General features: G+C 45.4%; 18 protein-coding genes. 7 read left to right on the top strand and 11 right to left on the bottom strand.

The genetic code is table 11. The annotated features are described in order from the left end of the window. Positions 1-6 precede the first annotated feature (6 nt). Positions 7-888, top strand: coding sequence for a cysteine synthase CysM (cysM, locus tag AB4Z08_RS30070; RefSeq protein ID WP_441577492.1), 882 nt, complete (start codon positions 7-9; stop codon positions 886-888). A 158-nt stretch (positions 889-1046) separates the two neighbouring features. On the opposite strand, the gene AB4Z08_RS30075 is transcribed toward cysM, so the two are convergent. Next, on the bottom strand, positions 1047-2078 hold the full coding sequence (locus tag AB4Z08_RS30075) for a pyruvate dehydrogenase complex E1 component subunit beta (RefSeq protein ID WP_331969309.1): 1032 nt from the start codon (positions 2076-2078) through the stop codon (positions 1047-1049). A 150-nt stretch (positions 2079-2228) separates the two neighbouring features. Between AB4Z08_RS30075 and AB4Z08_RS30080 the strand changes: the two genes are divergently transcribed. Next, complete coding sequence (locus AB4Z08_RS30080) at positions 2229-2840, top strand: hypothetical protein (RefSeq protein ID WP_441577493.1); 612 nt, start codon at positions 2229-2231, stop codon at positions 2838-2840. Between the two features lie 119 nt (positions 2841-2959). Here the strand turns inward: AB4Z08_RS30080 and AB4Z08_RS30085 are convergent, their stop codons facing one another. Beyond that, positions 2960-4132 carry an acetyl-CoA C-acyltransferase gene (locus AB4Z08_RS30085; RefSeq protein WP_441577494.1) on the bottom strand — a complete coding sequence of 391 codons (1173 nt, stop codon included), beginning with the start codon at positions 4130-4132 and terminating at the stop codon, positions 2960-2962. 57 nt (positions 4133-4189) lie between these two features. Here AB4Z08_RS30085 and dnaG point away from each other — a divergent pair, with 57 nt between their 5' ends. Beyond that, positions 4190-6247: a DNA primase gene (gene dnaG, locus AB4Z08_RS30090; protein WP_441577495.1), complete on the top strand. Its 2058-nt coding sequence runs from the start codon at positions 4190-4192 to the stop codon at positions 6245-6247. Positions 6248-6318: 71 nt separating this feature from the next. Here dnaG and AB4Z08_RS30095 read toward each other — a convergent pair whose 3' ends face one another. Together AB4Z08_RS30095 and AB4Z08_RS30100 are read right to left on the bottom strand one after the other, a co-directional pair. Continuing rightward, entirely contained in the window at positions 6319-6810 is a 492-nt protein-coding gene (locus tag AB4Z08_RS30095; RefSeq protein ID WP_441577496.1) for a dihydrofolate reductase, read from the bottom strand. Between the two features lie 10 nt (positions 6811-6820). Then, the gene (locus tag AB4Z08_RS30100; RefSeq protein WP_441577497.1) at positions 6821-7642 is read right to left on the bottom strand and encodes a thymidylate synthase; all 822 of its coding nucleotides are present in this window, start codon (positions 7640-7642) and stop codon (positions 6821-6823) included. A gap of 329 nt (positions 7643-7971) precedes the next feature. Here AB4Z08_RS30100 and AB4Z08_RS30105 point away from each other — a divergent pair, with 329 nt between their 5' ends. Further along, positions 7972-10968: a SusC/RagA family TonB-linked outer membrane protein gene (locus AB4Z08_RS30105; RefSeq protein ID WP_441577498.1), complete on the top strand. Its 2997-nt coding sequence runs from the start codon at positions 7972-7974 to the stop codon at positions 10966-10968. A gap of 32 nt (positions 10969-11000) precedes the next feature. Next, positions 11001-12320, top strand: coding sequence for a RagB/SusD family nutrient uptake outer membrane protein (locus AB4Z08_RS30110; RefSeq protein ID WP_441577499.1), 1320 nt, complete (start codon positions 11001-11003; stop codon positions 12318-12320). A 109-nt stretch (positions 12321-12429) separates the two neighbouring features. Here the strand turns inward: AB4Z08_RS30110 and AB4Z08_RS30115 are convergent, their stop codons facing one another. Continuing rightward, positions 12430-13608, bottom strand: coding sequence for a proline dehydrogenase family protein (locus tag AB4Z08_RS30115; protein ID WP_441577500.1), 1179 nt, complete (start codon positions 13606-13608; stop codon positions 12430-12432). A 182-nt stretch (positions 13609-13790) separates the two neighbouring features. Between AB4Z08_RS30115 and AB4Z08_RS30120 the strand changes: the two genes are divergently transcribed. After that, positions 13791-14588: a FecR family protein gene (locus AB4Z08_RS30120; RefSeq protein WP_441577501.1), complete on the top strand. Its 798-nt coding sequence runs from the start codon at positions 13791-13793 to the stop codon at positions 14586-14588. Positions 14589-14680: 92 nt separating this feature from the next. Here AB4Z08_RS30120 and AB4Z08_RS30125 read toward each other — a convergent pair whose 3' ends face one another. Then, positions 14681-15091: a hypothetical protein gene (locus tag AB4Z08_RS30125; protein WP_441577502.1), complete on the bottom strand. Its 411-nt coding sequence runs from the start codon at positions 15089-15091 to the stop codon at positions 14681-14683. A 98-nt stretch (positions 15092-15189) separates the two neighbouring features. Next, positions 15190-16401 (bottom strand): NAD(P)/FAD-dependent oxidoreductase, encoded by a 1212-nt coding sequence (locus tag AB4Z08_RS30130; RefSeq protein ID WP_441577503.1) that lies wholly within the window; start codon positions 16399-16401, stop codon positions 15190-15192. A 65-nt stretch (positions 16402-16466) separates the two neighbouring features. On the opposite strand from AB4Z08_RS30130, the gene AB4Z08_RS30135 reads away from it, so the two are divergent. Continuing rightward, positions 16467-17315, top strand: a complete 849-nt coding sequence (locus AB4Z08_RS30135) for a dienelactone hydrolase family protein (RefSeq protein ID WP_441577504.1) — start codon at positions 16467-16469, stop codon at positions 17313-17315. A gap of 120 nt (positions 17316-17435) precedes the next feature. Here AB4Z08_RS30135 and AB4Z08_RS30140 read toward each other — a convergent pair whose 3' ends face one another. From AB4Z08_RS30140 to AB4Z08_RS30155, 4 genes are all read right to left on the bottom strand, one after another. Beyond that, positions 17436-18464: a sugar phosphate isomerase/epimerase family protein gene (locus tag AB4Z08_RS30140; protein ID WP_441577505.1), complete on the bottom strand. Its 1029-nt coding sequence runs from the start codon at positions 18462-18464 to the stop codon at positions 17436-17438. Positions 18465-18548: 84 nt separating this feature from the next. Further along, the gene (locus tag AB4Z08_RS30145) at positions 18549-19439 is read right to left on the bottom strand and encodes an SPL family radical SAM protein (RefSeq protein WP_441577506.1); all 891 of its coding nucleotides are present in this window, start codon (positions 19437-19439) and stop codon (positions 18549-18551) included. 31 nt (positions 19440-19470) lie between these two features. Continuing rightward, a complete protein-coding gene (locus tag AB4Z08_RS30150) occupies positions 19471-20682 on the bottom strand; it encodes a thioredoxin family protein (RefSeq protein ID WP_441577507.1) in 1212 nt (403 codons plus the stop codon). Positions 20683-20693: 11 nt separating this feature from the next. Beyond that, on the bottom strand, positions 20694-22052 hold the full coding sequence (locus AB4Z08_RS30155) for a RagB/SusD family nutrient uptake outer membrane protein (protein ID WP_441577508.1): 1359 nt from the start codon (positions 22050-22052) through the stop codon (positions 20694-20696). Positions 22053-22056 lie beyond the last annotated feature (4 nt).

Here is a 22056-nt window from a genome sequence, read left to right on the forward strand (position 1 = left end):
AATACAATGGCTTCCATCATAGATCTCATCGGCAATACGCCGATGGTAGAATTAAAAAATATTTCGGTGAATCCGGCGGTAAAAATATTTGCCAAACTGGAAGGCAACAACCCCGCGGGCAGCGTGAAAGACAGGGCTGCTTATGGTATGATCAAAGGGGCACTGGACAGGGGTGATATTAAACCAGGTATGAAACTGATTGAAGCTACCAGTGGTAATACCGGTATTGCATTGGCCATGATTGCCAGCCTGTTTGGACTGGAGATTGAATTGGTAATGCCATCGGATGCCACCAGGGAACGTGTACTCACTATGGAAGTATACGGCGCCAAAGTAACACTTACGCCAAAGGAGTTATCGATGGAAGGCTCTATAGACTATGCCAACGACAAGGTAGCCCAGGGTGGTTATTTTATGCTGAACCAATTTGCCAATCCTGACAACTACGGTATGCACTACAAGACTACCGGACCTGAAATATGGAAGGATACGGCAGGAGCCATCACTCATTTCGTGAGCGCTATGGGTACTACCGGTACAATTATGGGCGTATCGCGTTATTTAAAGGAACAAAATCCGGAGATACAGATAGTAGGTTGCCAGCCTACAGATGGTTCCAAAATTCCTGGCATCCGCAAGTGGCCGGAGGCATATCTTCCTAAAATATTTGAAAGACCAAGAGTAGACCGCATCATGGATATTTCAGAAGAAGAAGCCAGGATCATGACCAAAAGACTGGCAAAAGAAGAAGCTGTTTTCTGTGGTATGAGCAGTGGAGGTGCTGTAGCAGCAGCAGTACGGGTATCTCAGGAACTGCGTAGTGGTGTTATCGTTAGTATCATCTGCGATCGCGGGGACCGATATCTATCAAGTGATTTGTTTGCTTAGCTGTTAGCCTTTAGCTGCCAGCTATTAGATTTTTGCGGTTAAATTATCAGCAGTTATCCATCATTACTATATAAAGAGAAAGGAGCGAAGATGACCTTCGCTCCTTTCTCTTTATAATCTTCGCTCTTATCTAAAAGCTAACTGCTAACAGCTAACAGCTATTTCTTCATATACATTACTTCTTTCACCAGTTTCACGGTACGCTCAACATCAGGCAGGTACTGTTTAACCAGGTTAGGCGCATAGTGCATAGGAGCATCCTGTGCAGTAATACGACGGATAGGTGCATCCAGGTAGTCGAAACCTTCTTTCTGGATACGGTAAGTGATTTCAGAAGAGATACTCGCAAAAGGCCATTGTTCTTCTACGATTACCAGGCGGTTGGTTTTCTTTACAGATTCCAGGATAGTGAACCAATCCAGCGGACGAATTGTACGCAAATCGATTACTTCTGCTTCGATACCTTCTTTTGCCAGTTCTTCTGCTGCACCCAGCGCTACTTTCATCATTTTGTTGAAAGAAACGATGGTTACATCTTTACCTGCACGTTTAATATCTGCTTTACCAATCGGGATGATGTATTCTTCTTCAGGAACTTCACCCATATCACCGTACATTAACTCACTTTCCATGAAAACAACCGGATCGTCATCGCGGATAGCCGCTTTAAGCAAACCTTTTGCATCATAAGGGTTAGAAACGGATATTACTTTCAGCCCCGGGATATTGGCATAGTAGCTTTCGAAAGCAGTAGAGTGCTGAGCGCCGAGCTGTCCTGCAGAACCGTTAGGTCCACGGAAAACGATCGGGCAGCCCACTTGTCCACCACTCATCGCGAGCATTTTGGAAGCGGTATTGAGGATCTGATCCAACGCCAGTACAGCGAAGTTCCAGGTCATGAATTCAAGAACCGGACGCAGGCCGTTCTGAGCAGCACCTACGCCAATGGCAGTAAATCCGAGTTCTGCGATCGGCGTGTCAATTACGCGTTTTGGACCAAATTCATCCAGCATTCCCTGGCTCACTTTATAAGCACCATTGTATTCGGCTACTTCCTCCCCCATAAGGAATACCCGTTCATCACGGCGAAATTCCTCCTGCAGGGCTTCTCTTAAGGCTTGTCTGAAAGCTATCTGACGCATGCTATTCTTAATTGAAAGTTTAATTGCCTTTATCGAAAGGCAGGGCAAAAATATTGTTTGTTAGCGAAAAAGCAAAGTAAACGCCCGATTAATAATTATTATGCCCCTGACATACACATTGTTGGTAGTTAATTAAAATAATTATATATATTTATATTTTATAACATTATTGAAGCCTGCCAACAATTGCCCACTGTCATGATTACCATCACTATCCTGACCTTATGCTTTTTAGCTGCCCTTTCCTGTAAAATCAAAAAGGCTCATTCTCCTGTCCTCCAGGTACTCTTATGGTATCTCCACCTGTTTTTTGGTTGCTTTGCCGGACTATGTCTGCTCCTGATGCTGAATAATTATGGTTTTAAAGGCACCCAGACGGAAAGAATTTTCTTCACCCTCTACGCGGGAACCGGCATGCTGCTATATGGTTTAACGAAACCAGACAATGATGCCAGGTACGCCTACCTGCTATGCTTCTTTGGTTTTCCTTTTGTGCTGCTACTCGGATTACTCATTCCTCCACTGCGTACCATTACCCTGGTAGCTGCCATTACCTTCCTTTCTGACAGTGAGTTTCAGCGCTACAATATTGATGATGATTATGCCCTGCAAACAAAAACCACCAACATCTTATCCACCTACCCGGCATACAGCCTGGTAGAAGACAAATATTTATTTTTTGAGAAGATTACACCTGATGTAGTGACGCCCAGGACGACCCTGCATTCCCTGAAGATGTTGAAACGCGGACAAGATAGTGTGTGGATCAGGTTGAACAACCGGGATACCGTGATTGCGCTTGGCAATTAGCCGTTAGCTGTTAGCCATTAGCTTTTAGCTGTTAGCAAAATGCAGCGGAGAACATAATATATGTTTACCTCCGCTGCATTTTGCTAACAGCTAAAAGCTAATGGCTAACAGCTAAAAAACTATACTTTTTCAATAATAATCGCACTTGCTCCACCGCCGCCATTGCAGATACCAGCTACGCCGTAACGGGCATTCTGCTGATGCAGGATGGAATTGAGAGTTACCACGATACGTGCACCGCTGCAACCAATAGGATGTCCCAAGGCTACTGCGCCGCCCCATACATTTACTTTATCCAGTGGCAGCCCCAGGTCTTTTGCATTGGCGATAGGCACGCAGGAAAACGCTTCATTTACTTCTGCATAATCCATATCTCCTATCTGCAAACCGGCTTTGGCCAGGGCATTGTTGATGGCTTTTACCGGCGTAGTCGTAAACCATTCCGGTGCCTGGGAAGCATCTGCAAAACTGATGATTTTAGCCAGTGGCTTCAATCCCAGTGCTTTCAGTTTTTCACCGCTTACCAGCACCACTGCTGCTGCACCATCATTGATATTGGAAGCATTTGCGGCAGTGATGGTACCATCTTTCTGAAAACTTGGCTTCAGGGTAGGCACTTTTTCAAAAATGACTTTTTTATAGTCCTCATCCTCTGCCACCGTAACTACCTGTTTACCAGGTACCTGCACCGGTACTACTTCTTCCTTAAAATAACCTTTTTCCCATGCAGCTGCTGAACGCTTGTAGCTTTCAATAGCGTAAGCGTCCTGGTCTTCCCGGGTAATGTGGTATTCCGTAGCACACAGTTCTGCTGCGTTGCCCATATGGAAATCCTTATAAGGATCCCAGAGACCATCACGGATAATACCGTCTATAATGTTTCCATGTCCCAGTTTATATCCTGTACGGGCTTTATCCAGGTAATAAGGAGCTGCGCTCATGTTTTCCATACCACCGGCTACCACTACTTCATTATCACCCAGCATAATGCTTTGCGCGGCCAGCATAATTGCTTTCATGCCGGAGGCACATACTTTGTTAACGGTGGTACAGGGTACACTATTGGGAACTCCCGCCGCCAGACTGGCCTGGTTCGCAGGAGCCTGACCCAGGTTGGCACTGAGTACATTGCCCATATACACTTCATTCACTTCCGTGGCTGCAATACCTGCTCTTTCCAATACTGCTTTGATAACGGTAGCGCCGAGCTGTGTAGCCGGAACGCCTGACAACGCACCATTGAATGAACCTATTGGTGTGCGGGCGGTAGCTACTATAAATACTTCTTTCATCTGATAAATAAGATTGATTTGGCTAATTGATAATCTACCAAATATAAGGAAAGATAGGTGAACAATAATGGCGCAGAAGCCCGGATCTTCTGCGCCATCAGTTGCACTTTTCCAGCCTTCACCAATTTCCCGTATGTTTGCAGTTGCGTGATATCACAAAACTCCATACAACAGATCCTCAGCCGCATAGACATTGTGGAAATAGTGGGCTCCTTCGTTAAACTTAAAAAAAGGGGCGCCAACTACCTGGGTTTGTGCCCGTTTCACAACGAAAAATCCCCGTCTTTCACCGTTTCTCCCGGCAAAGAGATTTATAAGTGTTTTGGTTGCGGCGCCAGTGGTAATTCCATCAGCTTTATCATGGAGCACGAAAAGTACTCCTATGTAGAAGCGCTAAGGTGGCTGGCACAACGTTACCAGGTAGAGCTGGAAGAAACAGAGGTAAGTCCTGAGCTGAAACAGCATCAGCTCATGGCGGATAGTTTGTTTATCATCAACAACTACGCCCGGGAGTATTTTACAGATGTCCTTTTCAACAAAGAAGAAGGGCAGAATGTTGGCCTCAGTTACTTCGAAGAACGAGGATTTACGGAAGAAACGATCAAAAAGTTCCAGCTGGGCTACTGTCTGAATACCTTTGACTCCTTTGCAAAATCAGCATTGGATAAGGGGTATAACCTGGAATACCTGCAAAAAACGGGACTGGTAGCCATCCGTAATGATCAGCCGGCAGATAATTACCGCGGGCGTGTGATTTTCCCTATTCACAACCAATCCGGTAAGATACTGGGATTTGGTGCACGTATCCTGGTGAAATCAGACCGGGCACCCAAGTACATCAACTCTCCCGAAAATGAGATCTATGTAAAAAGCAGGGTACTTTATGGTACCTACTTTGCGCGACATGCCATTGACAAGCTCAATGAATGTTTGCTGGTAGAGGGATATACAGATGTGGTTTCCCTGCACCAGGCTGGTGTGGAAAACGTGGTAGCATCCAGCGGTACTTCGCTTACGCAGGATCAGCTCCGGCTGATAAAGAAATATACCAATAACCTCACTATCCTCTATGACGGGGACAGTGCTGGTGTGAAGGCTGCACTTCGTGGGCTGGATATGGCCATAGAAGAAGGCCTGAACGTAAAGCTGGTATTGCTGCCTGACAAAGAAGATCCGGATAGTTATGTGCAGAAGATAGGTGCAGAAGCGTTCCGCGAATTTATCAAAGATAATAAGCAGGACTTCGTACTGTTTAAGCTGCAGCTGAGCATGCAGGAAGCAGGTACCGACAGCAATAAAAAATCACAGCTGGTAAATGAAATTGCCGAAACCATTTCCAAAATTGATAAGGCAGAAGATTTTACCCGGCAGCAGGATTATATCCGGCAATGCAGCCAGTTATTACATATTGATGAACAGGGGCTGATTCAGCTGGTCAATAAATTTATCCGTGACAGGCTTGTCAAACGTGAGCAGGCACACGCCCGTAATACCCCTGCTCCCGATGATGATGGACTCAGCGAAGAGGCCATTGCTGCTATGGAAGCTGCCGAAACAGGCATTTCTGTAGAATCGCTGATCAACGGACACGAAAAACAGGAGAAAGAGCTGGTAAAAATCTTACTCCGCTTTGGTGATAAACCATTTAGTGAAGAAGAAAATAGTACGGTGGCGGATTATGTCTTCCATCTCCCCTACGACTTTGAAGCACTGGCAGAAAGCGAAGTGGTAAAAAGAATCTTAAGAGAATATAAAGTGCTGTATGATACCGGTAATCTGCAGGATAAGAAATGGTTCCTGTATCACGAAGACCAGGTTTTGTCCAAACAAATTGCCAATATCCTGGAAGATAAAGAAGCGGATCTCAGCATGAACTGGAAAGACCGCTTTGAAATTGATACCGTGTATGGGGATAATGCTTATCTGAAAGATACGATCTCTACTACCAACTATCTTATTCTCCGTAAGATCAAAAAGCTGATCTACGAAAACCAGGAAGAAGCAAAGAAGGCCACGGACATGGATCAGATCATGAGTTGCCTGGAAATGCAGAAACACCTGAACTCCCTGGAAAAAGAGCTCACTAATGGTATGGGCACCGTTATTTTCAAATAACCGTTTAGGTTAGTATAAAAAATAACCCACGGCATAGATAGCGCCGTGGGTTATTCTTTTATACTGTTATTTTAGATCCGTTCCCATACCTGGAACGAAAATGCGTACTGATTTTTTTCATCTGCTTCATGACGCTCATCACTGACCAGTTCGAACTCTCCCCCATCTATCTGCGGGAAGAAAGCATCGCCGGGAACAACGGCGTATACGCGGGTAAGGTAAATACGTTCAATTAACGGCCATGCCTGTTCGAAGATCTGGGATCCGCCGGTAATAAACAGCTCCTCTCCTTCAAATGTTCTGGCTTTTGCAATACCCTCTTCAATAGAACTTACTACATAGGCTCCTTCCGGCTGATAATCCGGCTGCCGGGTAATCACAATATTGGGTCTGCCTGGCAGGGCTTTACCCAGGGATTCAAATGTTTTGCGTCCCATCACAATGGGTTTGCCCAATGTAGTGGCTTTAAAATATTTAAGATCCGTTGGTAAGCGCCAGGGCAGCATATTATTGATACCAATAACATTGTTATCCGAAGCAGCTACAATGATGGATATACGCATATAAAGAAGGTTATATAGCTACCGGAGCTTTAATGGCTGGATGGAACTGATAATTTACCAGTTCAAAATCTTCATACTTAAAAGAAAAAATATCTTTTACTTCCGGGTTGATCTTCATTGCCGGGAGCGGGAAAGGTTGTCTGCTTAATTGCAGGTTGGCCTGTTCCATGTGGTTGCTATAAAGATGCACATCACCAAAAGTATGTATAAAATCTCCGGCGTCCAGGTTGCAGACCTGTGCCATCATCATGGTTAACAGTGCATAGGAGGCGATGTTGAAAGGTACACCGAGGAATACATCAGCGCTGCGCTGATACAGCTGACAGCTCAGTTTACCGCGGGTTTCTCCTTTTGCCGGATCTGCCGGGGTAACATAAAACTGGAACAGGCAATGACAGGGGCTGAGTGCCATTTCTGACAGTTCACCTACATTCCATGCGTTCACGATGATGCGGCGGGAGTCCGGATTGTTTTTAATAGTGTTTACAGCCTCTGTAATCTGGTCGATTACTTTTCCACTACGGGTTTCCCAGCTACGCCATTGCTTGCCGTATACCGGTCCCAAATCGCCATTTTTATCGGCCCATTCGTCCCAGATACTGACACCATGTTCTTTCAGCCAACCGGTGTTGGTATCACCTTTCAGAAACCACAATAATTCGTATATAATAGATTTAAGATGCAGTTTTTTGGTGGTGACCACCGGAAATCCTTCCTGTAAATTAAAGCGCATCTGGTAGCCAAAGCAGCTGGTAGTACCGGTTCCGGTGCGATCTGTTTTAACGGCGCCTTCCCTGATAATATGTTGTAATAAAGATAGATACTGATCCATAAGGGCGCAATTTACGAAGTTTACAATCGAAAAAATATAACATAATTAAGTCAAACAAAAAAAACCGAAATACCTGTAAAATTTCGTAATCTGCTATAATAATTCAACATTACAACAAGATCGGCTTAATGAGAACTCCCTCCCCCGGAAGATGTACTGAAAAACCTGTGTTAGCCATTCCGGTAGGGTAATTACAGAGGAAAATAGTTTTAAATAATACAACCAAAATCAAGAACAGTTTTAGTCCTTTAATCATCAAAATTACTATCAAACTATATGATAAAATAACCTCTTTTACCACATCACCATTTATCTAAACCAAACAAGCTATGCTTCTACCAAAATCCAGCTTGCTGGTACTGCTATGCCTGTGCAGTACCCTGGCACTATTTGCGCAACAAAACATTTCCGGAAGAATAAAGGATGCCGTAAGTGGCAAACCTATTCCAGGGGTTACCGTTCGGGTACCCAACACCAATAAAGGCACCATCACAGACCCCGATGGCAAGTTTACTCTCGCCATTCCTGCCGGGACTACCAGTTTACTGGTAAGTTACACGGGCTACAAGAGTCAGACGGTGGCCCTGAAACCAGGAGAAACGATATTGAATATTTCTATAGAAGAGGATTTTGCCCGTCTGGAAGAAATTGTGGTAACGGGTTTGGCCACCAACGTAAAGCGAAGTAACCTTGCCAACGCGGTAGCTACTATTTCGGGCAAGGAATTAAATGGAGTAGCGCCTGCCCAGACCTTTGATGCCGCACTTAGTGGCAAAGTGCCGGGAGCATTGATCACCGCCAACTCCGGAGCCCCCGGTGGTGGTATTTCCGTAAAAATGAGAGGTATCACTTCCGTATTCGGAAACTCCCAGCCCCTGTATGTAGTAGACGGTATTTTCTTCAATAACAGCAGTATCCCGGCTGGATTGAATGATGTTACCGGCGCCGCTACAGCAGGCAATCCCAATAACCAGGATAACCCTTCCAGCCGTATTGCGGATCTGAACCCTGAAGACATTGAAAATATTGAAATCCTGAAAGGTGCTTCTGCGGCAGCCATGTATGGCGCCAAGGCAGCAGCCGGTGTAATTATTATCACCACTAAAAAAGGTAAGACCGGTCAAACGAAAGTGAGTGTAAACCAGGAAGTAGGTTTCACCCAGGTAAGACACCTGATGGGCGTACGTACCTTCACAGAAGATGCAGCCGCCGACCTGGCCGGTGCCGCCAGCAATCCGGATCCTGCTGTGCAGGCAAAACGGGCTGCTTACAAGGCACAGTTTAATGCAGCCAAAAATGCAGGCAAGATCTATGATTATGAAAAAGAAATGTTTGGGCAAACCGGACTGGTATTGAACACTGGCGTTTCTCTCAGCGGAGGCAGTGAAAAGACCACCTTCTATCTCTCCGGCAACAGGAGACAGGAAGATGGTATTGTGAAGAATACCGGCTATTTCAACAACTCCATTCGTCTGAACGTAGACCATAAAGTAAATGATCGTGTATTCCTTGGCGTTACTACCAATTATATAGGGTCTTCTGCCGACAGGGGGCTTACCAACAACGACAACAACGGTGTATCCTATGGTGTTGCATTGTCTTCCACACCTGATTTTGTGGAGCTGCATCCCAATGCACTGGGAGAATATCCACGCAACCAGTTTGCTTCTTCCAACCCATTGGAAACACGTGACCTGATGGCCAACAACGAAAAAACAAACCGCTTTGTAGGTGGAGGTAACCTGGAAATTAAACTACAGATGAGTGATCGTTCTACTACCCGCTTTATAGGTCGTGGTGGTATCGATTATTTTAACTTTAAAACTGCTGCACTGTTCCCCCGTAACCTGCAATTTGAAGAAAACAACCTGCAGGGACATTCAATACAGGGCAACACCAACAACACCAATACCAATATTGCGGGCTTCTTCATCAATTCATTTACACCTAATCCTAACCTCACGTTAAACAGTACGGTAGGTGCTACCCTGGAAAATGGTTTCATGGATAACATTGTTACCAATGCTACCAACCTCGTATCCGGACAAAGTAACCTGGATGCCAGTGCCAATACCAATACCCGTCAGTTCCGGCAGAAATTCCGGGATAATGGTATTTTCATACAGGAAGACCTTTCTCTTATGGATGCCATCACATTTAGTGCCGGTGTGCGTTTTGACCGGTCTACCAACAATGGTGACTATAAGAAGTACTATGTCTTCCCTAAAGGATCCTTTTCATGGAACCTGACCAAAATGAAATTCTGGAATATTCCCAGCATTGATAACCTGAAGATCCGTGCGGCTTACGGACAGTCTGGCAACGTACCTCCCTATGGCAGTAAATTTACCGCTATGCTGGGTAGTAATATTGGCGGGTTCCCCGGTGTACTTGTAGACAACCTCCAGGGAAATCCGGATATCAAACCAGAACGGCAGGCAGAATTTGAAACGGGTTTAGACATCAGTGTGCTGAATGGCCGTATCAGCCTGGAAGCCAGCTATTATAACAAAAACATTTATGACGTACTGCTGCGCCATGCATTGCCTGCCTCCACCGGTTATGCCAATGAGTGGAAAAACAGTGGTGACCTAAAGAACGAAGGTATTGAACTGGGACTGAACACCATTCCCGTGAATACTGCCCAGTTCAGGTGGAACAGTACTATTAACTTCTGGTTTAACCGCAGTAAAGTGACCAAACTGATTATTCCTCCATATGCCATTGGCGCTTTTGGTAACTCACTGGGAACTTTCTACCTGGAAGAAGGACAGCCGGCTACGCAGATCAAAGGTACTGTGGATGGTGCACTGAAACTGATCGGCAACTCAGAACCTAAATTCCAGATGAGCTTCTTCAATGAGGTGACCCTGTTCAAAAACTTCTCACTCCGGTTTCTTATTCACTGGAAAAAAGGTGGCGACAACATCAATCTTACCCAGCTGCTGACTGACCTTGGCGCTACTTCCCCTGACTTTGATGAAGTGAGCAATGGCACCAAGGCAGGGCTTTACCGTCCCGGCGCCGGTGATGCATCTATTTATGTACAGGATGCTTCGTATGTGCGTATCCGTGAGATAGGCTTATATTACAATGTGCCGCTGAAAAACAACAAAACAATCAGAGGTTTACGTCTCGGCATTTCCGCCAACAACTTCTTTACCTGGACTAAATATGTGGGCTATGATCCGGAAGTTTCCAACTTCGGCAGTAACACCATTACTACTTCGCAAAGCCGCGGCAGTATTGGGTTATCTACTGGTGTAGATGTGATGCCTTTTCCTGCATCTAAAAGAGCCAGTTTTCATGTTGGTATAGATTTCTGATCATTTTCTCTCTGCTAATAAAATCATTATATATGAAAAAGTATATCTCAACGATCGCTGTTGTTTTTTCGCTACTGCTCATCAATGCATGTCAGAAGGGAGAAATCAATAGTCTCAATACACCAGTTGTAGACGGTATTTCAAAAGATCCGTCCAGAAGTGATTTGTTTAACCTCGTAACCGGTGCCGAATCCGGGATGCGTAACAGTCTTGCTGCTTACCTGGATGGCGTAGGCGTTATCGGCCGTGAAATTTACCGTTTCTCTACTGCAGAACCGCGGTATACCACGGATTTATTAGGTGGTGGTACCAAGCTGCTGGATAACAACACCTTTTATCTCACCAATCCATGGGCCTCCCGTTACCAGGTAGCCAGGCAGTGTTTTATCCTGCAGGATGCCATCAGGAATACCCGTACAGAAATAGCTTCCGATGCACAAAAGAAAGCCTTCCTGGGTTATTCAAAAACGCTGATCGGTTACCAGCTGTTGCTGAATATTAACCTGACCTATACCAATGGTGCCCGTATCCCCGTAGCCAGTGGTGGCACCCTGGGACCAGTGATCACCAATCCCGACCAGGTACTGGATTCCGTGTTGAAATTTTTGGATGAAGGTAAAGCGGATCTCACCGGTTCTGAAGTGATCTTCCCGTTATCCGCTGGTTTCACCGGGTTTAAAGATGCTGCCGGCTTAATTAAATTTAATCGCGCGCTTGCGGCAAGGGTACATATTTACCGTAAAAACTGGGCAGCCGCGTTAACTGCGCTGAATGAATCTTTCTTCGACCTGAACGGTAATCTGAACGTCGGCATCTCTCACAGCTTTTCTACCAACGGCGGTGACCTGGCAAATACCATGTTCATTGCGCCTAATGGTAACGGAGAAATAAGGGTATCACATCCATCTTTCACCACTAATCTTGCTCCGGGGGATGACCGTCTGGACCTTAAAACAGCCATCCGTACTTCTTCTGCCAGTCAGGGTGGATTAACCGGCAACCGGGATGTGATCATATGGGCTTCTCCCAATTCATCTATCAGTATTATCCGTAATGAAGAACTGATCCTGATCTATGCAGAAGCAAAAATTCAACTCAACGCCCTGCCTGATGCCATTGTTGCTATCAACAGGATCCGGATAGCCCATAATCTTGCTCCTTATCCCGGTCCAACTACACAGGCAGCACTAATTACAGAACTACTGTATAACAGGCGTTATTCCCTGTTCATGGAAGGACATCGCTGGATTGATGTAAGAAGATATAACCTGTTGGGCACCTTGCCTAAAGACAGACCAGATGATGACGTGTGGGAGAAATATCCGTTGCCTCAGAGTGAGAGCAATATTTAGAAAGCTTTTAGCCATTAGCTTTTAGCTTTTAGCAAAAATGCAGCGAAGAGAAACATATATACTATGTTCTTCGCTGCATTTTTGCTAAAAGCTAATGGCTAATAGCTATTTAAATTCCCCTTCTCTTCATTTCCTTTCTGATCAGTGCCAGTTCACGTCCCATTTGTCCGGCGATGGAAGTGTTTTCCTGCGCCCTGCGAAGCAGGTAAGGCATTACTTCTTTTACCGGGCCATAAGGCAGGTATTTACTGACATTGTAGCCGGCATGTGCCAGGTTAAAGGTGATGTTATCGCTCATGCCCAGCAACTGGGAGAAGCTGACATGCGGATGATTGTGGGTAATCCCTTTTGCATCCAGCATACGGGCGGCCAGCATACAGCTGTTTTCATTATGTGTACCAATGAAAACTGCGAGTTTATCGAGGTGATCCAGACAGTATTTCACTGCCGCATCATAATCCCTGTCTGTGGCTTCTTTACCCGGTTGTATTGGTGTAGGATAATTATTTTCTGCAGCGCGCTTATTTTCTTTTTCCATGTATGCACCACGTACCAACTTCGCTCCCAGCAGATACCCTTCTTTTTCTGCTTTCTGCAGCGATACCTGCAGGAAGTTGTAACGGTCGTGGCAGTACATCTGGAAAGTATTATATACTACTACTTTTCCTTTGTTGAATAAAGACATCATCTCATCGGTGAGATCGTCAACCGGATCCTGAATCCAGGATTCTTCTGCATCCACCAGCACTGCTACGTTATGCCTGGAGGCTGCTTCCGCAATCGCATAAATGCGATTACGTACACGGATATATTCTTCCTGTTCTGAGGCGGACAAGGTTTCTTTACGATGCACTTTTTCCAGCAGGTCAAACCTGGCAAAACCGGTTATTTTAATTGCTATAAAAGGGATGTCGGGTCTGCTGCCTGCGTATTGGATAGCCCGGATAAATTCCGGTACAGCTGCATCATAACTGTGTTCACCTTCCATGGCTTCCACCCCGTAATCCAACGCAACCCCTACATGATAGTTGCCCAACTGCAATGCAGTGGTAGCCGCTTCTTCCAGGCTTTCGCCGCCACAAAACTGTGAGAAAATAGTTTTTTTGATAATCCCTTTGATGGGTAATCTCAGTTTAAATGCGATGGGTGTCATCACTGAACCGAATTTTACCAACCAGGGTTTCCCTATATTACTAAAGAGAAAGTTGGCTTTTTTCAGTGCTTTGTCGGTCTTTGCCTCAAATGCAATAGCCGTATTATCAAATGATAAAGGTAGCTGCTTTTCCATGGGCCGCAAAGTTAGGGTGCGTCCACCTTTTAAACAAAAATCATTATAATATCAGCATATCTTTTTAACAGCGTTATCAGATATTGTCTATTGCTTCTCATAAATTGTTTAAGCATACCTGTTTACCGCTGTTTATTTTATTACTTTTAGGTCTTTTCTATTACATACAAAATTCCCGGAATATGCTATTTAAAACTGATACTATCTCCCAAACAGCCACCTGGCAAAAGACATTTATCCTGTTTCTACTGGGGGGAATAGTATTCACCGGTTGCCAGCCCAAAGCGCCGGAAGCCACTACAGTGAACCTGAAAACACCGGGCGTTAAGTATACTTCCTATAAGGGCACCACCGGCCAAAGGACACCGGTAACTCTCCCGGACAGCTCCCGGGTAATTCTCAATTCTGCTTCTGTGCTGGAAGTACCGGAGAACTATCTGCAAGGCAACCGTGCTGTCATACTGGATGGGGATGCTTTTTTCAATGTCACCCCTGCAACCGATACTTTTACGGTGACCAGTGATAAGTTGAGAGCAACCGTTTTAGGTACTTCTTTCAAAATGCGCTCTTTTGCCAGTCAACACGGCGCTACCGTATACCTGCTTACCGGGAAAATCCGCGTAGGAAAGTCCTATCATTCCACTACCGATAATCAACCGGAAATTCTGGAACGCGGACAAATGATCCTGGCCAATAATGAAATAGACCTGATGGAAAAAGAAACCTATCATCCGGAAGAACTGGAAACCTGGTTGTCAGATACACTTCATGTTCAAAATGCCAATCCAATGACGCTGAGCCGGGTACTGGAAGAATGGTTTGGCGTAGAAATAGAAATGAAGGGAGATGCCTCCAAATCTCCGGTGATCACAGACGCCCGCTTTTTTAATGCCACCCTGGAAGATGTATTGCGTAGCCTGGGCGAGCAACAACATTTCAAATATAAAATCACCAACAATAAAGCAGTGATTACGTTTTAGTATATTCGTTAACGTTAGTTATATATTTTTCCGGAAAAGATAAGCGGCTCTCTCAAAAGCATCGGGAGACTGCTTGTCTTTTTTGCTTTTATCTAGTTGTTTTGAAAAATAATAACGCCGTTAAATTCTTCTATCTTCTGTATTATAAAAAGGCTATCATTAAAATAGTCCATGTCATAATCTTCCTCTCCCCAGATCTCAAAACGACTGGTACTTCGTGCCAGCGCCGCTTTATCAAAGGCGGCCTCGTTCCAGTCCAATGCCTGCTCTTCAGCCAGTTCACGGGCTTCTACATTAACATGCGCATCATTTGAAAACGCAATATGGAAAGTGTAGTCGTCCTCAAAACGTACCGTAATTTCGTTCTCATTCATGCTGACTGTTGGCTGATTTTCGATCTCCGGCCCTGAATAAAAGTCGGTTAAAGCGTTTTTCAGCGTGTCGATGTTTGCGTTAGCGTCTGGCAGTATAAATGCCAGATAGGAATAAAAAGAATTTGCCATTCTATTTAAATTTACAGACGATCAATATGCAGATTGTAATATACAGTTGATTTTACAAATCTGCGCGGATTAAATTAATATTAGTATATACGTTTCTGTTAGTTTCTTATTTTTCTGTTGAAAGAAAAAATATCGGCATCGGGATTCTTCTTTCCCTGTATAAGATCTGTAATAATATTGGCGGCGATCTGGCTGAAAGTAATGCCGTTGCCACCAAAGCCCAGTGCAAAGTATGTATGCGGCATTGGCGCAAAAGTACCGATAAATGGCAACCCATCTTCTGTAGACCCAAAAGTACCAGCCCACTTGAACTCAGGCTGAAAGCGGAGTTCCGTAAACTTCCTACGCAGATCTTTTTCCAGGGCGGCAGCTTTGCGGTGAATCAGTTTATCCCGCCTGGCAGGGTTATAGAAAGGTTCGTCTCTCCCTCCTATCAGAACCCTGTGGTCGCTGGTAACGCGCATATACAGATACGGAGATTTTGTTTCCCAGATCAGGCAGTCCTGATACCATTGCTCCACTGCATGATTAGGTTCACTAACCACGGCATAGGTAGCATTCAGCTTCAGCAGGGGGAGCTTTATATATTGCAATACTTCGTAGCCGGTAGCAATTACCAGGTAACGGGCAGTGATCTGTTGCCCATGCGCGGTTTTCAGTACCACACTCCGTGGACGGAATTCCATATCCACCACCGCAGTGCGGTCATATACCGCCCCACCATGGTGGATATTATGCTGATGCAGCGCATGCGACAACAGGTAGGCATCCGTTTGTGCAGCCGTATGAGAATAGATGGCCGCCGGCGCAGTAAAGCCCATCTTATCTGTTACCATGCTTTCGTCCCACCAGTCCATTTTCAGTCCCAGGGTTTTACGGGCCTGGTATTCTTTCGTTAACCCCGCCACGTCTTTGCGATAAGAGGCCAGGTAAAGACTATGCTTCTTTTCAAAATGAGGAAACCGCAGCGTTTTACAAATACTTTCCAGTTCCCCGATAGATGCTGCACATAGTTCATATGCCCTGTTGGCGGCGGCAATACCTACCTTTTCCTGCAGCTTATGTAAAGGTGTATCAATTTCATACTGCAACAGCGAAGTGCTCGCGGCCGTGCTACCCAGTCCGATTGTACGGGCATCCACCACTACGGTGGGTATACCTGCGCGTGTTAAAGCATAGGCGGCTAAAGCACCTGAAATACCACCGCCTATTACTGCCACGTCTGTACGAATATCGGCTTCCAGCCATGGGTAATTGAATGGAAGACCATTACGGATGAGTGAATAAGGGTAACCTGACTGAAGATCCATATCATTGATTTTACAAAACCTACACCAAAGAAATTCGTAACTTCTACTCACCAAAAATAACTGTTATGAAAAAACTGTCCTTCGTAACCACATTACTATTTATGGCCGTGAGTGCTTTTGCACAAACAGCCCCCTGCTGTCATACAGACGCGGTAACTGAATTTGCCACCCTCGCCAACCGGGAAGATTTCCGCATGGCACATAAAGATCCGTTACCCTATACGTACCAGGGCACTACTGGTACCAATATCACGTTCAACACCGCTGACGGCACACCTGCACATGGCTTCCTGTTTAAAGCCAAAACAGCTACCGATCAATACCTGCTGGTATACCAGGAATGGTATGGGTTGAACGACTACATCAAAAAGCAATCTGAAAAATTATACAATGACCTGGGAGGAAAAGTAAATGTGTTGGCGGTAGACATGTATGATCAGAAGGTAGCTACTAACCGTGAGGATGCAGCCAAATTAATGCAGGGAGCCTCCAGGGAGCGGTTAGGCGCCATTATGAGAGGCGCTATCGCCTACGCCGGCAAACCAGCCAAAATAGCGGCTATTGGCTGGTGTTTTGGTGGGGGTATTGCGCTACAGTCGGGATTACTGGCAGGCGCACAAAATATTGGTGTGGTGATGTATTATGGCATGCCGGAAAAAGACGTGAATGAATTGCGCACTTTACAGGGTCCGGTGTTGGGCATCTTCGGTAATAAAGATAAAGGCATCCCCCCTCAGGTAGTAGACGAATTTGAAAAAAATATGCAAACCGCAGGGAAAACGTTGACGGTTAAACGTTATGATGCAGATCATGGCTTTGCCAATCCCAGTAATCCTATTTTCAACAGCGTTGCCACAGCAGATGCTTACACACATGCGTTGGCGTTCCTTAAGAAAGCGTTTGGGGGATTTTAGCTATTAGCCATTAGCTTTTAGCTTTTAGCAAAATGCAGCGAAGAACATAGTATATATGTTTCTCTTCGCTGCATTTTGCTAAAAGCTAAAAGCTAATGGCTAATAGCTGAATAACCATCTCTACATCGCCCCGCCTACTCTCAGCAACAGCTCTTTGGTTTTCTTAATCCCTTCTTCTTCAGATAATCTTTCACCTTCGTATTCAATGCCCATAAAGCCATTGAAACCGGCATCCTTTACAATCTTAAGAATGCGTGTATAGTCGATGGTCTTTTCATTACCGGCATCATCGAAGTCGTAGGTTTTAGCGCTCACGCCTTTTGCAAAAGGCATCAGCTCTGTCACGCCTTCGTAGCGATCGTATTCTTCCAGGCAGGTAGTTTTAGCCCAGGCTTCCGGTGTATTACTTTCCGGCTTGCTTCTTTTGATGCAGAAGTTACCAAGATCCGGTAATGTGCCGCAGTTAGGCATGTTCACCGTTTTCATGATGCCACTCAGCCATTTGCCGTTGGAAGACATCCCGCCGTGGTTTTCCACGATAACACCGATGTTATGTTCCTTACCAAACGTGGCCAGTTTGGTTAATGATTCGGCTGCTGCTTTGGCCACTTCTTCCGGCGCTCCTTCTCCGGCAGCATTTACACGGATGGAATGACAACCCAGGAAGGCCGCAGCTTCTACCCATTTGTAATGATTTTCAACTGCCTGCAATCTTTTCTTCACCTCAAGATCTCCCATTTCTCCTTCCCCATCGCACATGATCAGCACACTACGTACACCCAGGTCATCCGCACGTTTTTTCATTTCAGCGAGGTATGACTGATCCTTTGCCTTGTCTTTGAAAAACTGGTTTACATATTCGATGCCCTGGATACCGAATTCATTCTTCGCGCGGGAAGCGAAGTCGAGGTGATTCATTTTACCGGCAAACAATGCTTTGTGGAAAGACCATTCCGCCAATGATATTTTAAAGAAAAGTTCTTTGGCAGCAGCCTCGCCTGTTCCGGGAGCAGCGGAGCTGTCTTTCGTCCCTTCCCGGGTGGATTTCCCGTTATTACAGGCAGCCAGTACAGCGGGTAACATACCGATTCCCATCGTGTATAATCCCATTTGACGCAGGAATTGTCTGCGGTTGTTTACATTACTCATATCCGTGGGTTTTAAAATTTGCTCTCCTAAAATATTGTTTTACAAGGGGGAAAGCAAGTTTAAACAGATAAAATTTTGAAAGCCTTATACAAAAGGGATCTGAGCGGGTAATGCGTAACGGGTGGCTTCTGCCGCTGCAGCTGCCTGTAGGGCGCTGTTGTAGGCTGCCGGCACACTGTTGTTATGAGTAAACAGTCGTTGATAATTAGTGAGGTGCTGCGGATAATATTGCGCTACAGCCTGTAATACAAGTTGTTTACTATCGGCCTCGCCTTCGCCCCATAGCGTGATGGAAGCGGGAAAAACATATCGGGCGCCGTGTTGCTGAAAAGCAGCGTACATGCGTGCCAGTTGTTCCGGCACATCTGTGATAAAAGGAAGCAGAGGCATTAAGCTCACGCCCGTCATAAACCCTGCATCAGCGCATGCCTGCATAGCCAATAATCGTTTTGCCGGATCAGGTGCTCCTGGTTCAAACTGTTTACCTATTACCGGATCAATGGTGCTGAAAGAGAAAGTAATAAAAACCTTATGTTGATATTGGGCCATATCAGGGGGTAAAATGGCACTTTCGTTGATGCGCCGGAGTAAGTCCAGGTCGCGCAGTACGAGGGGAGATTTGGTGATAATATGCACGGGAAACCGGTATTCCAGCAGGAGCTCCAGGACGCCCCTGGTCAGTTGCTCTTTTTCTTCTATGGGCAGATACGCATCCGTAACGGAAGATAATACAACAAAACCCTGTTGCTGTTTGCGGGCCCTGGCTGCCAGTTGCCGGCGAAGGATGGCTAAAGCATTTTCCTTCACCGACAACTTCTCTGCCATGTTAATACCGTATTTGCTGCCGCGTATATAACAGTACAAGCAGTTGAATGCACAACCACTGTACGGATTAATAGTATAATCGTCCAGAAACCACGGATCTCTTTTCTTTGTTTTATTCAGCAGTGACGTCACTGTAATATACCTGGGCATACTTAACGCAATGTCACCGAAGATCCGTATTTTATTTCATCTCTTTTATCTCATCCAGTTCTTTTTGTGCTATCTTCTGGATTTTGGAGGTTTCCAGTAATGACAGCTGATAGGCTGCTTCTGCCGCTTCAAGCGCTTCCGGCTTATTACCCAGTTCCTGGCATATTTTAGCCAGGGTACCCTGGTTACTGTACTCCCGTGGAGCTATCACTGCGGCTCGTTTTGCCAGTTTGTAAGCCTGCTGCAGGAATTGTTTGTCGCCGGCAGCCTGGTACTGACAACGACGAGCCAGGAAGCTCAGGCCGGCATCATCCTGTTGCATCACGCCAGCTAATCCTTTGTCTGTTACCTTTACAAAGTTTTTCACATCGGATGTAGTGAGGTAAAATTCTGCTTCCATCATCAGGGCCTTCTTTTGTAAGCCGGCATCTGTGGTATTTAACCAGGGAGACAAACGGGCATAAAAAGCGGTGCTATCCTTTTTACGGATCAGGCCATATAGTGTAGTGCTCAGTAAACGCTCCTGCATTTTATTAACTGCTGCTGCATCATACTTCTTCGTATAGTCCTTTACGTGAGCTGTGAAATATTTACCCAGCTTTTCATTTTCATCCCAGCAAAAAGCCTGTATGGTTTGCCATCCCAGGGGCGTTTGCAGATCAGCATCTGTTAGTTGTGCGATCAGCATTTTACTTACCGTATCTGCTTTATTACGATCTGTTTTTTGTAACGCCAACGCATATGCCAGCAAATTTTCCTTGCTGCGGCGACCGCTATTAAAAGCCTTTTCCATGGAAGCCAGGGAACGTGCAGGGTCCAGGGCTTTCTTTCCTTCGTCTATAAACTCAGGTAATTCCATCCGGGAGGTAGCTTTATGCACCAGTTCACCTTTGCTGTTGATAAACAGGTAGGTAGGAAACACCTGTACGTTGTAACGTTCCCGTAGTGCAGGGCCCTCTCCTTTTTCCATATCAATTTTGTAATTGATAAACGTAGCATTGTAGTAGGTGGCAGCCGTATCATTTACGAATACATTCTTCTCCATCCACTTGCAGGGAGCACACCAGCTGGTATAGCAGTCAATGAACACCAGCTTGCCGGTACGGGCGCTTTCTTTTAATACATCCGCAAAAGCATCTTTACGAAATACAATACCCACTTCATTTTGCTGGGCCTGCGTGGTAGTGCACCAGCCGAGCGATAAACTCACTGATAGCGTGCTTAACAAAAATATCTTCTTCATACATTCATTTATTAATATCCCTGATTCTGTACCACCACTTTACCGGATGCCTGAATAGATTTCAATGGAATAGGCAGGATATATCGTTGCTTACCCATAAAATCCGGTTTAAATGTTTTAATATCCAGTTCACCTTTATTGGCATATCTCACCAGATCATACCACTCTTCTCCGCTCTCTGCGCCGAGCTCATGGATCTTCTCTTCACGGATTGCATTCAGCAAACCTGCTTTATCATTGATCGTTACATCCGGCATCAATGCACGTTTACGCACTTTGTTCAACGCAGCCCTGGCTTCATCCAGCGAACCACCGCTTCTCACAATTGCCTCTGCCTGTACCAGGTATAGTTCTGCCAACCGGATAAAATATTCTGTATCGGAGTTGGAAGGAGCACCATCCACCTGGCCGGCCATAAATTTACCGTTCCTCACGCGGGTACCTGTGACCCTGATAGCCATGGAATCCCGCTGATCGCCTTTCATAAATGCGATGTAATAAGCGGAAGGAACAAACCAGGTATTAAATGCATAGCACTTGTTATTGATATTGGTGCCGGCATCATAGGGGGTTTGGAAAATCACCTCTTTTGTATCTCTTATTTTTTTGGAGAAGATGGTCTTAAAAGTATCTTCCAGGTTACGCTGGCTGCTCGTGGTTACCAGTTTGGCCATAGCAGCGGCTTCCGCGTATCGTTGCTGATAGAGCAATACTTTGGATTTCAGCGCCCGTGCTGCTATTTTAGAAGCATAAAAAGTACTTGAAAACTCATTGGTTTCAAGTATTGCCTCATCCAGGTCTTTATTGATCTGGTCATAGGTGGCACGCACACCGGAGCGGGGAAGGGCTTCTGCATCCTTTACCGGATCCACACGTAACACCAATCCGTATGCAGAGGTAGTATCGTAAAACTCTCCGAACAAACGCAACAGGTAGAAGTTGCTCATGGCACGCAGGAACTTCGCTTCTCCGATGATCCTCTTTTTACGTGGATCACTGCCGCTGAGCGCTGTGGTTTTGGTAATAATATGATTGCTCATATTAATCATCTTGTAACCACCGGTGTACATACTTTCCAGCCAGTAATTACTGGTATGAACATTATTTTCTGCAAAATCAAAACCATCCTGTGCAGGGTCCATGGTGAGTCCCATCAGACTGGCAGCCGCAGGCATGTAGTAGTTGAAAGCTAAACCGGTGCCGTTCAGGATACCATAAGTCCCGTATAATGCGCTTTGTGCTTTTTCTACGGAAGTAATGGCGTTGGCATCTTCCAGCTGGTTAACCGGTGATACATCGGTTACATTTACCAGCTTGCAGGAAGCAAATAAAAAAGAGGTGACTATCGTAGCAATAATATATTGTTTCATGATC

The organism is Chitinophaga sp. RAB17 (genome assembly GCF_052114225.1).
GTDB lineage: Bacteria > Bacteroidota > Bacteroidia > Chitinophagales > Chitinophagaceae > Chitinophaga.

Bases quoted from the DNA above. Each gene is read 5' to 3' on its own strand.
- AB4Z08_RS30155 (WP_441577508.1), bottom strand. From the start codon at position 22,052: ATGAAACAATATATTATTGCTACGATAGTCACCTCTTTTTTATTTGCT.
- cysM (WP_441577492.1), top strand. From the start codon at position 7: ATGGCTTCCATCATAGATCTCATCGGCAATACGCCGATGGTAGAATTA.
- AB4Z08_RS30095 (WP_441577496.1), bottom strand. From the start codon at position 6,810: ATGCGTATATCCATCATTGTAGCTGCTTCGGATAACAATGTTATTGGT.
- AB4Z08_RS30130 (WP_441577503.1), bottom strand. From the start codon at position 16,401: ATGGATCTTCAGTCAGGTTACCCTTATTCACTCATCCGTAATGGTCTT.
- AB4Z08_RS30150 (WP_441577507.1), bottom strand. From the start codon at position 20,682: ATGAAGAAGATATTTTTGTTAAGCACGCTATCAGTGAGTTTATCGCTC.
- AB4Z08_RS30115 (WP_441577500.1), bottom strand. From the start codon at position 13,608: ATGGAAAAGCAGCTACCTTTATCATTTGATAATACGGCTATTGCATTT.
- AB4Z08_RS30100 (WP_441577497.1), bottom strand. From the start codon at position 7,642: ATGGATCAGTATCTATCTTTATTACAACATATTATCAGGGAAGGCGCC.
- AB4Z08_RS30085 (WP_441577494.1), bottom strand. From the start codon at position 4,132: ATGAAAGAAGTATTTATAGTAGCTACCGCCCGCACACCAATAGGTTCA.
- AB4Z08_RS30110 (WP_441577499.1), top strand. From the start codon at position 11,001: ATGAAAAAGTATATCTCAACGATCGCTGTTGTTTTTTCGCTACTGCTC.
- AB4Z08_RS30080 (WP_441577493.1), top strand. From the start codon at position 2,229: ATGATTACCATCACTATCCTGACCTTATGCTTTTTAGCTGCCCTTTCC.
- AB4Z08_RS30140 (WP_441577505.1), bottom strand. From the start codon at position 18,464: ATGAGTAATGTAAACAACCGCAGACAATTCCTGCGTCAAATGGGATTA.
- AB4Z08_RS30120 (WP_441577501.1), top strand. From the start codon at position 13,791: ATGCTATTTAAAACTGATACTATCTCCCAAACAGCCACCTGGCAAAAG.
- AB4Z08_RS30135 (WP_441577504.1), top strand. From the start codon at position 16,467: ATGAAAAAACTGTCCTTCGTAACCACATTACTATTTATGGCCGTGAGT.
- AB4Z08_RS30105 (WP_441577498.1), top strand. From the start codon at position 7,972: ATGCTTCTACCAAAATCCAGCTTGCTGGTACTGCTATGCCTGTGCAGT.
- AB4Z08_RS30145 (WP_441577506.1), bottom strand. From the start codon at position 19,439: ATGCCCAGGTATATTACAGTGACGTCACTGCTGAATAAAACAAAGAAA.
- AB4Z08_RS30125 (WP_441577502.1), bottom strand. From the start codon at position 15,091: ATGGCAAATTCTTTTTATTCCTATCTGGCATTTATACTGCCAGACGCT.